This window comes from Exiguobacterium sp. s63, assembly GCF_018617335.1.
GTDB lineage: Bacteria > Bacillota > Bacilli > Exiguobacteriales > Exiguobacteriaceae > Exiguobacterium.
On record NZ_JACSKB010000001.1, the window covers coordinates 1 to 12,607 of the forward strand.

General features: G+C 46.7%; 11 protein-coding genes. 9 read left to right on the top strand and 2 right to left on the bottom strand.

Annotation, left to right across the window (positions count from 1 at the left end; all coding sequences use genetic code 11):
* Window positions 1-250: 250 nt before the first annotated feature.
* The 8 genes from KNO90_RS00005 to KNO90_RS00040 all read left to right on the top strand — a co-directional run bounded on the left by KNO90_RS00005 (window position 251) and on the right by KNO90_RS00040 (window position 8,161).
* A complete protein-coding gene (locus tag KNO90_RS00005; RefSeq protein ID WP_215112704.1) occupies window positions 251-1,435 on the top strand; it encodes a zinc-binding metallopeptidase family protein in 1,185 nt (394 codons plus the stop codon).
* Between the two features lie 84 nt (window positions 1,436-1,519).
* A complete protein-coding gene (locus KNO90_RS00010) occupies window positions 1,520-2,434 on the top strand; it encodes an alpha/beta hydrolase (RefSeq protein ID WP_215112705.1) in 915 nt (304 codons plus the stop codon).
* Window positions 2,435-2,569: 135 nt separating this feature from the next.
* A complete protein-coding gene (locus KNO90_RS00015; RefSeq protein ID WP_215112706.1) occupies window positions 2,570-3,313 on the top strand; it encodes a DeoR/GlpR family DNA-binding transcription regulator in 744 nt (247 codons plus the stop codon).
* Entirely contained in the window at window positions 3,310-4,239 is a 930-nt protein-coding gene (gene pfkB, locus KNO90_RS00020) for a 1-phosphofructokinase (RefSeq protein WP_214740491.1), read from the top strand. The genes KNO90_RS00015 and pfkB overlap by 4 nt, the downstream gene beginning before the upstream one ends.
* Window positions 4,236-6,146 carry a PTS fructose transporter subunit IIABC gene (locus KNO90_RS00025; RefSeq protein ID WP_215112707.1) on the top strand — a complete coding sequence of 637 codons (1,911 nt, stop codon included), beginning with the start codon at window positions 4,236-4,238 and terminating at the stop codon, window positions 6,144-6,146. Before pfkB ends, KNO90_RS00025 begins: the two co-directional genes overlap by 4 nt.
* Window positions 6,147-6,287: 141 nt before the next feature.
* A complete protein-coding gene (locus tag KNO90_RS00030) occupies window positions 6,288-6,809 on the top strand; it encodes a GNAT family N-acetyltransferase (protein ID WP_012726215.1) in 522 nt (173 codons plus the stop codon).
* Window positions 6,810-7,080: 271 nt separating this feature from the next.
* On the top strand, window positions 7,081-7,533 hold the full coding sequence (locus tag KNO90_RS00035) for a VOC family protein (RefSeq protein ID WP_215112708.1): 453 nt from the start codon (window positions 7,081-7,083) through the stop codon (window positions 7,531-7,533).
* A 100-nt stretch (window positions 7,534-7,633) separates the two neighbouring features.
* On the top strand, window positions 7,634-8,161 hold the full coding sequence (locus KNO90_RS00040) for a GNAT family N-acetyltransferase (RefSeq protein WP_215112709.1): 528 nt from the start codon (window positions 7,634-7,636) through the stop codon (window positions 8,159-8,161).
* 57 nt (window positions 8,162-8,218) lie between these two features.
* Here the strand turns inward: KNO90_RS00040 and KNO90_RS00045 are convergent, their stop codons facing one another.
* Window positions 8,219-8,854: a peroxiredoxin-like family protein gene (locus tag KNO90_RS00045; RefSeq protein ID WP_215112710.1), complete on the bottom strand. Its 636-nt coding sequence runs from the start codon at window positions 8,852-8,854 to the stop codon at window positions 8,219-8,221.
* Between the two features lie 234 nt (window positions 8,855-9,088).
* On the opposite strand from KNO90_RS00045, the gene KNO90_RS00050 reads away from it, so the two are divergent.
* Window positions 9,089-11,062: a methyl-accepting chemotaxis protein gene (locus KNO90_RS00050; RefSeq protein WP_215112711.1), complete on the top strand. Its 1,974-nt coding sequence runs from the start codon at window positions 9,089-9,091 to the stop codon at window positions 11,060-11,062.
* Window positions 11,063-11,103: 41 nt separating this feature from the next.
* Here the strand turns inward: KNO90_RS00050 and cls are convergent, their stop codons facing one another.
* Window positions 11,104-12,549, bottom strand: a complete 1,446-nt coding sequence (gene cls, locus KNO90_RS00055; protein ID WP_214742369.1) for a cardiolipin synthase — start codon at window positions 12,547-12,549, stop codon at window positions 11,104-11,106.
* Window positions 12,550-12,607 lie beyond the last annotated feature (58 nt).

The following is a 12,607-nucleotide window of genomic DNA, read 5'->3' on the forward strand; positions in this document are numbered from 1 at the left end:
CGCAGTCGCGATGCGGCTCCCTGCTTGCCCCTAGGAAAGCGAGCCGTGTCCGGATTGGGCATAAGACCTATACTTTGTCTACAGTCTGAAGCCCGTTCACTCGAACGGGCTTTTTTTGTTGTCGGAATATGATATTCAGTTTCTAAATTTATATTTAAATTGATAAAAATTAGAATAGTCAGTCCATAAATAGCTGTATATAATAAAAAATGGTATACATAGTAACTTATTGATGAATGGAGATCATGTCATGTTAATCGTGCTAAGTTTGTTGCGTTCGATCGCAACTCTTTTCCTTTTTATTAATCCGATTCAATCGACACCGCTAGAAACGGCGGAATACATTTCGTCAATCGACCGAAGTGCAGACAGTTGGGAAAGTGCCGACTTTTTTGAATCTTTCGGAACCGAGCTAGCCGTCGATATGACCCGGAACGTCCTTTATACAGAACGGGTGACCGGTTGGACTGAGATTGAGGTGGGAGATGAATCATACGAAGGACTCTCATCGATGACGTTTGATCAGCCGTTCAAAGGAACCATTTTACATCTAAAGTGGGGACAAGATATTCCGGACGTCAAAGAGAAAGTGATCGTCTTACCGACGACAAAGTATTCATATGACAACATCGACGAAGCGTATACCGTTGATTATGCAGGTGAGGTTTTGAATGATCAGGAAGCGAATGCATACTTGTCAGAGCTCGCATCTGCAGGAGCTGTAGGATACTTGATCACCCCTTATGAAGATGATCCATATGAGATGGGCTTTGTTTTCGCGTCATCCTATATGCCGTTAGATGGTACAGGGGTCGACTTGGATACGGCTGAAGAACTGAAAGACGGAGAAATGATACAGGTCAAACCTTATCGTGAAGAGATTCCATATGTCGAATTTGTCCAACAAGGGAAATCGGAACGGGAAATCATTCTCATGTCACGACTCGATTCGTCCTGGCATGGGGCCCATTATTTGTCTGCCGTCGGTCCGTCGACGGTCTTATATCACCTGATGCAGGTGATGGACGAGGAAATACCGGACTATACGATTCGATATGTCTTTTTGAATGGAAACGGCGACTCTAGAGAAGCGAGTGACGATTTCCTTGAACGGCTAGCGGGACAAAAAGAAAAAGTGGAAACGGTCATCCTGCTCGATATTCTTGGGACTGGTGATGGTCCACTATACGTTCGAACGAAAGGAATGAAATCATATCCCATTCTTGAACAATCTCCTTTCGATCAATTAACAGTTCGTTCGCTAGGGAGTTCTCCGGGGGATGCTTACGATGAAGCTGGGGTTCCCTATATTATATTAAGTGATTCATTAGAGGGAAGTTGGCATGTGTTTACGGAGAAGGACACTCTCGAACGTCTGACGAAAGACGGATTAACGGATGCCGTCGATTGGCTACATGCTTGGCTAGCTGACTGACCTAATCATTGTCGCTGTCTGAGAAGACGGCGACATATTTTTTTAGATGTCGGTTTCGGGTATGATAGTAATGGAGGCGATACGATGAAACAAGAGATGACGATTACGACAGCATATGGAACGATTGCGGGGACTTTTCTTTCCCATGAGGAGCCTCGGGCGACCATCGTCATGTTGAGCGGAAGCGGTCCGAGTGACCGGGACGGCAACATGGGTGGTGTCGGTTTTAACACGTATGCCAAGTTGGCAGAAGCGTTGTACGACCATGGCTACAACGTGTTCCGATATGACAAACAAGGAATCGGGAAGTCTGATGGTGACTTCAACAAAGTCGGCTTACATGACTTGATTAACGATGCGATTCTTGTCGTACGCACCATTCGACAACTGGCCGATGTGAAGCGATTATATCTACTCGGTCATAGTGAAGGGGCCGTCCTTGCCCCTGCCGTTCAACTTGAGACGAAAGCGGATGGACTGATCTTACTTTCCGGTTTCCATGAATCGTCCAAGCAGATGTTCTTATACCAAGCAGATGCACTCGCTAAAGACATCGAACGCGTGAAAGGGATAAAAGGTCTCTTCTACCGGTTGACGGGCGTTGCCAAAAAGGTCAGACAACGACAGGACGATTTGTTAGAGCGTTCTTTACGGACGAACGTTTCGTCATTCAAATATCGAGGTCAAGTCGTGAACGCGAAATGGATTCGAGAACATGCATCCTATGATGTACGGGAACGATTGGAGCATGTGACCGTCCCGGTTCTTGCGATTACCGGGGGACGTGATGTTCAAGTCCCGCCAGAGCATGTCCATATGATTCAAACGAAAGGGAAGGTCACCTCATCGATCATCGATGATATGAATCATCTTCTCGTGACTCGGGAGTCACCTCATTCGCTTCTCATGCTGCATAAAGAGTATCGGGAGGCAATTGATGCGCCGATTCATCCAAAACTCGTTCAAGAATTGGATGATTGGTTAAAAAAACAGTCATAAACATAAAAAACGGTCATTAAATGACCGTTTTTTATGTTATAATTGTGACGAATTGAATGAAAATGAATGTTTTTGAATGATTTTAGTTGTTTTTATAATGAAAACGCTTTATATTAGACGTATGGAGGGAACAAGATGTTAACGAAACAACGACATCAGTTGATTTTGCAACGCTTATCTGAGCAGAAGGTCGTCAAATTAAAAGAATTGGTTGATTTGACGGACTCATCCGAGTCGACAATCCGTCGAGATTTGACGGACCTCGAAGTGGAAGGGTATCTGGCGAGGGTTCACGGGGGCGCGACACTCATTGCGACTCCAGATGAGGAACCGACATTTGAAGAGAAGCGAGACCGATTCGTGGATGAAAAAGTTGCGATTGCACGGAAGGCCGCAACGTTCATCGAAGACGGGATGTCAATTTATTTAGATGCCGGTACAACCACTCAGGCGATGGTTCCTTTTTTAGAAGGGAAGAAGATTGTCGTCGTCACAAACAGTCTACCGATTGCGAATGAATTATTTGATCTTGATATTAAGACGTTTGTGATTGGCGGAGAATTAAAGCGTTCCACCCAGGCACTTGTCGGGTATAACGCACGCGAGAGTATGATGAATTATCGCGTCGACCTCGCCTTCCTCGGAATGAATGGAATCGACCTTGAAGCGGGTTACACGACCCCAGACCCAGAAGAAGCACTTGTCAAAAAAACGGCAATCGAATTGGCACAAACTTCGTTCGTACTCGCGGACGCATCGAAGATCGGGAAACGAACGTTCAGCCGAGTCGCGACGTTAGATGCCGCACAGTTGATCACATCGAGCGATGAGTCAATGAGTTCCATCCAAACAATCACAAAGGTGGTGAATGCGAAATGATTTACACGTTAACACTCAACCCTTCTATTGATTACTACGTAACATTACCAGAAGTACATCTAGGAGAAGTGAACCGAATCGAAGAGACGACGGAACGGGCAGGCGGTAAAGGCATTAACGTTTCCATCGTTCTTCGGGAATATGCTCAAGAAACGAAGGCACTTGGGTTCATCGGCGGAACGACCGGTGACTTTATTAAAAAGTCACTCGTCAATCACGGTGTACACACTGATTTCGTAGAGGTGAATGGGAACACCCGAATCAACGTCAAGATTCGAGCGAAAGAGGAAACAGAACTGAATGCGAGCGGACCGAATATCACGGATGGTGAGCTCGAGCAATTGACGACCAAGTTCGACCAAGTTCAAGAAGGTGATATCGTCGTCCTCGCGGGTAGTATCCCAAGTAACCTCCCAGACTCGCTATATCGGACCATCGCCGAATCTATTCGCGAAAAAGGTGCCGACTTTGTCGTCGATACAACGAAAGACGCCATGCTCGAAGTGCTCGCGCTTGAACCACTCATGATCAAACCGAACCACCATGAATTAGGTGAATTGTTTGATACCGAGATTGAAACGTTTGAAGAAGCTCTTCCGTATGCCGAACAGCTCGTCAAACGCGGGGCGAAAAACGTCATCATCTCCTTTGCGGGAGATGGGGCGCTACTCGTCAACAAAGCCGGAGCCGTCACAGCGAACACGCCGTCCGGGAAGCTCGTGAACTCGGTTGGTGCAGGAGATTCTCTCGTCGCCGGATTCGTCGCAAATGTGAAAGAAAAAGGTGAACAAGAAGCATTTCGATACGCGGTCACGACAGGAAGCGCATCTGCTTATACGTTCGGCTTATGTTCAAAACAAGAGATTGACCGCTTGATTGATCAAGTACAACTTACACCATTAAAACGAATGGAGGAAACAACATGAAAATCACGGACTTGCTCCAACGCGATACGATTCAATTGAATCTTCGTGCCAGTTCTAAGCGTGAGGTCATCGAAGAACTCGTCGATGTCCTCGACCGTGCCGGTAAACTATCAGATCGTAACGGTTATCGCGATGCGATCTTAAAACGTGAAAGCGAGAGCACGACTGGTCTCGGAGAAGGGATAGCCATCCCGCACGCGAAAACGAGTGCTGTCAAAACGCCAGCAATCGCGTTTGGTCGCTCGGAAGGTGTCGACTACGAAGCGTTAGACGGACAACCGAGCCGCCTCTTCTTCATGATTGCGGCAGGAGAAAATGCGAATAACGAACACCTTGAAACACTCTCTAAACTTTCAGTTTACTTGATGGACCCTGCATTCCAAGAACGTCTCTATGCGGCCACTTCTGAAAGCGATGTCATCCGTGCCATCGAAGAAAAAGAAGCGGCAGAAGAGAAGCCAGAAGTCGTCAAACCGATGAATGAAGATGCACCGTTCATTTTGGCGGTCACGGCATGCCCGACAGGAATCGCGCATACGTATATGGCAGCAGATAGCTTAAAACAAAAAGCGGAAGCGATGGGCGTCGATATTAAAGTCGAAACGAACGGATCGACTGGCGTAAAAAATGAATTGACGCGCGCGGATATCGACCGTGCAACGGCGATTATCGTCGCAGCGGACAAGGCTGTTGAAATGGATCGTTTCGCTGGTAAGCGAGTCATCGAAGTTCCGGTCGCACAAGGGATTCGGAAACCTGAAGAACTCATCAATCGCGCGGTAAAACAAGATGCGCCGGTATATGAGGCTTCAAAAACATCAGGTGGTGCTTCGAAAGAACAGCGTACAGGTGTGTACAAGCACTTGATGAGCGGTGTATCTGCGATGCTTCCACTCGTTGTCGCAGGGGGACTCTTGATTGCCATCAGCTTCTTCTGGGGTATCAACTCCGCTAACCCGGATGACCCGTCTTACAATGAATTTGCTGCACAGTTGATGACAATCGGTGGAGCTGCATTTGGCTTCCTCGTTCCGATTCTCGCCGGCTTCATCGCGATGTCGATTGCCGATCGTCCAGGTCTCGCACCAGGTCTCGTGGCAGGGGTACTCGCAAGTCAAGGGAATGCCGGATTCCTCGGCGGTCTCATCGCCGGTTTCCTAGCAGGTTATGTCGTCCTCTTCTTGAAAAAAGCACTCGCGAAATTGCCTGCTTCACTTGAAGGGATCAAACCAGTCCTCTTGTATCCGTTACTTGGCTCGTTTATCTCCGGGATGATCATGTTACTCGTCGTCAACGAACCGATTGCGGCACTTATGACATGGTTGATGGATACGTTGAACAGTATGAGTGGCGCGAACGCCATCCTTCTTGGTGTCATCGTCGGTGGGATGATGGCAGTCGATATGGGTGGTCCGATCAACAAGACAGCTTACGTCTTCGGTACGGCTGCACTTACAGCGGGTAACCAAGAAGTCATGGCAGCTGTTATGGCTGGTGGGATGGTACCACCAATCCTTGTCGCACTCGCATCAACAGTCTTCGCTCGTCAAAAGTTCTCGAAACAAGAGCGTGAAGCAGGAAAAACCGCTTATATCATGGGAGCTTCGTTTATTACGGAAGCGGCGATCCCGTTCGCCGCTGCGGATCCGATTCGCGTCCTTCCATCGGCGATTCTTGGCTCTGCCATCGCAGGAGGATTATCCGCATTCTTCGCAATCCAATTACCTGCGCCACACGGTGGAATCTTCGTCTTCCCACTTCTTGAAGGAGCTGGAAACGTGGCCATGAGCATGGGACTTTACGCACTCGCCATCTTAGCTGGTGCGGTAGTCGGAGCATTGCTTCTCTCGTTCTTGAAAAAACCGTTAACAACATCGACACCAGTCCAATCTAAAGAAGTTGCATAACGTAAGAAGAGACGTCGCCTTTATCCAGAGGTGACGTCTTTTTTATTGTGGTTGTCCGTTCAAAATTCACATAATCTCGGATTGCAAGTTGGGGATTTGTGGTAAACTATTTGTAAAGCTTCGGGTGAGGAGGGGGTCACATTGGACATTCGGGTCGCCAAACCAGATGATGTGTATGGGATTGCGAGAGTGCGTGTGAACGGGTGGCGTACGACCTATCGGGGGATCGTACCGACCGAGTATTTGTTAAAAGTATCATCCGGCTCCATCGAATGGGCAGAACGCTTGCGGACCGCCCTTCGTCGGCAAGAAGTAGCCGGCTTTGTGGCGATTGTCGAGGACGAAATCGTGGGCTTCGTTCTTTACGGAGAAGAACGGACAGGAGAGTACCCAGACCATACGAATGAAGTGTATGCCATCTATATTTTAGAGAACCATCAAGGGAACGGAATCGGGTCCGCTCTCCTTGAGCATGCCGTGCAATCGATGTGTGAGGCAGGACTCCTGATTTGGGCGCTTGAGATGAATCCGTTCCGTACTTTTTATGAGCGAAAACAAGGGCAGGTCATCGATCAGAAAGATCGAGAGTTTGGTGAATTGATGCTCCGAGAAGTGGCGTATGGATGGGAAACGACCCGTCATGACTCCATCATGGGAGCCTGAGCTTTGAGACTGTAGAATGTTCTACGGTCTTTTTTTGTGCCGAATGTAAGAGTTGTTAGGGATTTTTCATTCAAAATTGATTCAGCTTTTCAGCCAACAACGTAAATTCCCACGGGATATTTTCACCGTTCCATCCTCTCCAGTTCTATAATGGAATTATCTATAATAATTTTACAATAAAGTTTTGTCAAACTAACCAATCTTTAGACTTTGAGAATTCTTATAGGTCGTTCATTGATGAACGCAGTGATAAGAAACGGGGTAACAGGATATGATTAAAGGAATTTATGAAGCTCATTTACCGGTAAGTGATTTAACTGAATCAATTCGATTTTATGAGAAATTAGGATTAGAGTTGGCATTCCAAAATGAAAAGTTGGCTTTCCTTTGGATTATGAAAGGGGAGAGCTGGATTGGGCTATGGAAATCTGATCAAGTCGATTTACCGTATCATCCATCAATCCGACACATCGCTTTTCGAATCGAGGAGCAGGATTTGGATGCGATCAAAGCATGGCTTGAGGGTCAGGGAATTGAAATTCGTACTGCGTTCAAGATGACACCGGAACAGCAACCCCTCGTCCTTCCAAATGCTCCATACGAGCATGCGGCCATCTACTTTGAAGACCCGGACGGCAATTCGCTTGAACTCATCACGTTGATTGGAACAAACGCAGATGAAACTGCTAATGTGATTCCGTACGAAGAGTGGTTAAAAAAATAAAGAATGTACATAACTGATTCAAAAAGGGGAGATAGTATGCTATTTCATTATCATCTATGGACACCACATGTAGAAGAAACAATGTAAGGGAGGAGTCGACGTGAAATTTACCACTAAACGTCTAGAAATCAGACAATTTATGCAGAAAGACTTGCATGCTACATTCGAAATGTATTCAAAACCAGAAGTATGCAGATATCTTTTGCATGAGCCATGGACGTCTGAAAACAGGAAGAAAGAATTTGATAAAAAACTAACAAATTCTATTCTTACCGAGACTAGTACGTTGAATTTAGCAGTCGTACATCAAGATGAAGTGATTGGGGATCTCACGGTTTGGTACACGGGTATGAAAGATACGGTAGAAATCGGGTATTGTTTTTCTGAATCGCATTCAGGAAAAGGATATGCGACGGAGGCAGTGAGCGGATTGCTAGGGGAGTTGTTCACAAAGCTCAATCTACATCGGGTACAAGCCAATCTCGACGCCAGAAATGTAGCTTCCCAGAAATTATGTGAACGGATTGGAATGAGAAAAGAAGCTCATTTCTTGAGAGACTATTGGAATAAGAATGAATGGACCGATAGCATGGTGTACGCGATGTTACACGAGGAGTTTGTAAGATAATAAACGAAATAAGTGAAGTGAATAGAAAAGGAGATGACGCGCGTCATCTCCTTTTATTTACAATTTTTCAATAACCGTTTTCGGGTCGACACGTTCTGTATAGTCAGCAGGCACATCACTGAAAGAAATCGTCCCGTCGGATTGGATGATGAACGTGGCCGGTTTCGGCAACTGCCAATCCTCGTTCCCGTTATGGGCATCGACATTTAGTCCAGATGCTTTATAAATATCAATCAAGTAATCTGGCATGTCAAAGACGAGGTCGAATTGACGTGCGACAATATTATCAACATCACTCAATACATAAAAATCAAGTTCATTCTTTTCTTTCGTCGAAAGGGAATAATCCGGCGTCTCCGGACTGATTGCGACAAGAGTCGCGCCTTTTTCTTGAATCGTTGCCAACTCGCGCTGGTAAGCACGGAGCTCGAGGTTACAGTATGGGCACCATCCACCTCGGTAAAATGTGACGATGACTGGTCCATTTTCAAGGAGCGTTTTCAAGTTGACGGCTGTCCCGTCCGCGTGAGGCAATTCAAACGACGGCGCTTGATCTCCAACTGTTAACCCTGATGCGATGCCTGAATCTTTCAATTCCTGAGTCGCCTGAGCCATCAATCGTTGCTTTTCGGCAGGTGCTTTTTGTTTAAACTGATCTTTATACGACTTGATTTCTTCCAATAATGAATTCATCTTTTGACCCCCTTTTCCGATATGGTAACTTAATCTTTCTCTAAACACGAATAGTTTGATTTGTCTAATCGAACATAGTGCTGAAACTCCATTTCAGTTTTCGAAAAATAATTTTCGAATAATTCAATCAACTCTTTAGATGAGATGACTTTTGACCGATATGGTGAGTAACCCAAGGGAGATTCGACTCATCGAACTCGCTTGAACATTTTATTCGGGGTAAGGAGATGTTTTATGAAACAGAAGCGTACGATTAGTATCAAGCAAAAGTTGATTGTCTTATCCGTTTTATTACTACTCATTCCAGCCACATTGATTGGAATCGTCGCCTATTCGCAGGCGAAAGGTAAAATCGAGTCTCAAATGATCCAGTCCGCCAATTCGGGGGTAGACCGGATGAACAACGAGGTCACGAATCTCATCGAACCGATTCAAACGGACATCTCATTTTTTGCGAATCGGATTGATAGTTCAATCTATGAAGAGGGAGAAGCGAATCAAGCATTAGCTGAGAAGTTTACCGAGTATTTGGAGACACATCCAAAAGTAACGAACATCTACTTTGCTTCAGCAGAAGGCGCGATGACGATCTATCCTGAACAGGAATTGCCAGAAGGATATGACCCACGGACTCGTCCATGGTATGAAGCGGCTGAAACAAGTGGACAAGATGTTGCCATCACGAATCCGTACGTCGATGCCGCCTCTCAAAAAATGATGATCACGGTTTCGAAGAAGACTTCAGACGGTCGTGGTGTAGTCGCTGTAGACGTCGATGTGAACGATATCGCTGAAGTGGCGTCCACCATTCAAATCGGGAAAGAAGGATACGTTGCCATCTTCGACCAGGCCGAACAAGTCGTCATTCATCCGTCGACGGCTGTCGGTGAAAAGATGGATGAATCTTGGACAGAATCGCTCTTTGCCAAGGAAGAAGGGACTCTGTCTGCATCGGAGAATGGGGAAGGTGTGGAGAAGGCATTCGTGACGAACCCAATCACCGGATGGAAAATTGCCGGAACGTTATATGACGGTGAGATTCAAGACGAGACAGTCGGCATTCTTTGGACGACTGGATTCGTCATCATCGGAATGTTCGGGATTGCAGCCATTCTTCTCTACTTTGTCCTCCGCTCAATCTTACGTCCGTTGCGTTTATTGACAGAGGGAGCAGAACGGATCAAATCGGGTGATTTAACAGAACCGATCACCGTCTTATCGAACGACGAAATCGGGCGTGTTTCAGAGAGTTTTAACGAAATGAGCGATTCCCTTCGTATGGTATTGCTCCGTCTTGATGATTCAATCAGTCAAGTGGCCGCATCGTCACAAGAATTGATGGCCAATTCGGCTCATAATACGGCCTCATCGGAACAGATTGCTCGCGCAGTTGATCAAATGGCAGTCAGTGCCGATGGCTCGAAGCGACAACTCGACGACAATGCGACATCGCTCCAAGCGATCACATCGGGCATCATGCGAATCTCAGAGAGTTCAATGGACGTTTCTGAACTTTCACGCGAAACCTCGAATGAGGCGGAAGACGGTTCGACGACCGTGAAAGAGAACGTGAAGCAGATGCAGGCGATCGATGCGTCTGTCGTGACATTCGAGGGTGTCATTCACTCATTGGCACATCGCTCAAACGAAATTGGAGAAATCGTCACGGTCATCAATGGAATCGCTGAACAGACGAACCTGTTAGCGTTGAACGCTGCCATTGAAGCGGCACGTGCGGGTGAGAACGGCAAAGGATTCGCGGTCGTTGCGAGCGAGGTGCGTAAACTCGCGGAACAGTCACAGCAGTCGACGAAACAAATTGCGGCGTTGATTGATCGAATCAAGCATGAGACGGAACAGTCTGTACAGTTGATGCAGGAAGTATCTACTCATACGAAAGCCGGGTTGGCGTCATCTGAGATGACAGCAGACCGATTCGAGAAAATCAAGGAGCGGACAGTCGCGATGACACCACGGATTGAAGACGTGACCGCAACCGTCGAGGAGATTGCGGCGAACGTTCAGGAAGTGGCAGCGACGGCATCACAAATTGCCGACATCGCCGATGAGAATTCGAGCGTCTCGAAGCAAGTGGCGGCGACGACCGATGATCAATTGAGATCGATTGAAGAAGTATCACAGTCAGCAAAAGCACTCGCGACCATGGCCGAGGAGTTACAAGACCTCGTCTCGCGGTTCAAACTGTAAACGAGAATGAGGCAGAGCGGAGCGCTCTGCCTCATGTCTTTTTATAGGATTGGACTAAGAAGGCGTGACACCCCTTCACGGGCGCGCACCGTCCATTTACGAGATTCATAATCTTCCACTGTATAAATTCGACTGACCGCCGTATCGGTCTCGAATAAAGAAATGAGTTCGAGGGCGACCCGTTCATCGTAGATGAGTGCGTTCACTTCAAAATTGAGACGGAAGCTTCGGGCGTCCAAATTTGTCGTCCCGACGGTCGCAATCTCATCATCGACGACGAGCGTCTTCGCGTGGAGAAACCCTTCATCATACAGATAGACGTTTGCCCCGTAGTCGAGGAGTTCCCCAAGGAACGAGAGGGACGCCCACATGACGAATGGATGGTCCGGTTTTCCAGGAATCATAATATCCATCTGGACGCCAGAATGGAGCGCCATTTTACAGGCATCCATAAAGCTCGTGTCTGGGATGAAGTAAGGTGTTTGGATGACGACCCGACGTTTAGCGGACATGATCATTTTGACCATCATGTTCTTCAAATGTTCCGTATCCGAGTTTGGTCCGCTCGTGACGATTTGCATCGGAGAATTTTCTTTGATGTCATGTCGCGCAAAGCAGAAGGCATTTTCCGGGTCATGTTTTCGATGACCTGAATAGTTCCAATCTAAAATGAATCGGTGTTGGAGATTGTAAACTACGTCTCCTTCGACGCGTAAATGCGTGTCGCGCCAATAGCCGAATTTTTCGACTAAACCTAAATACTCGGTACCGACATTGAATCCACCGACATAGCCAATTTTCCCATCGATGATGACAACTTTTCGGTGGTTTCGGTTGTTCAACTTGAAGTTGATGATTCCGAGTGTCGGTGGGAAGAAGACGCGGACCTCGCCATCGTTCGCAATCAACTCTTTAAAGTCAGAATTACGGAGACTACGTGAGCCGACCGCATCATAAAGGAGTCGGACTTTAACACCGGCTTTCGCACGCTCGATTAACTCTTTTAAGAGTGCTTGACCGAGAGCATCGCGCTGGATGATGTAATATTGAATATTGATTTCCGTTTCGGCCGAACGAATATCATCCATCAGCGCTTTAAACTTTTGTTCGCCGTCGTGCAAGATGAGGGAACGGTTATGTACACTGATTAACGATTTAGACGATCGTAAATTCATTTGAAGCAGTTGGTCATACTTTTCAAACAATGGCTGAGCGAGCTGTGTTTGGCGCGTGTGAATCTGTTCAAGTTGCGCTTCGACTTGAAGCGAATGGAAGGAACGTTCTTCCACACTTAAATTATAGAAGTTATCCTTCTTTAGTTGTCGCCCAAGGAACAGATAAATGATAAAGCCGAGCACTGGTAAGAAAAACAGGACGAGCAGCCAGGCCCAAGTCGCGCCTACGTCACGTCTTTCGGCGAAGATGACAGCGAGTGCGAATAACATGTTTAACCCGAGGACGATATAAAGTCCCCAACTGAAAATCATAGACCAATCCAACGACATACACCCCTTTATAATCGATTCATAGCTTAATCATACATCA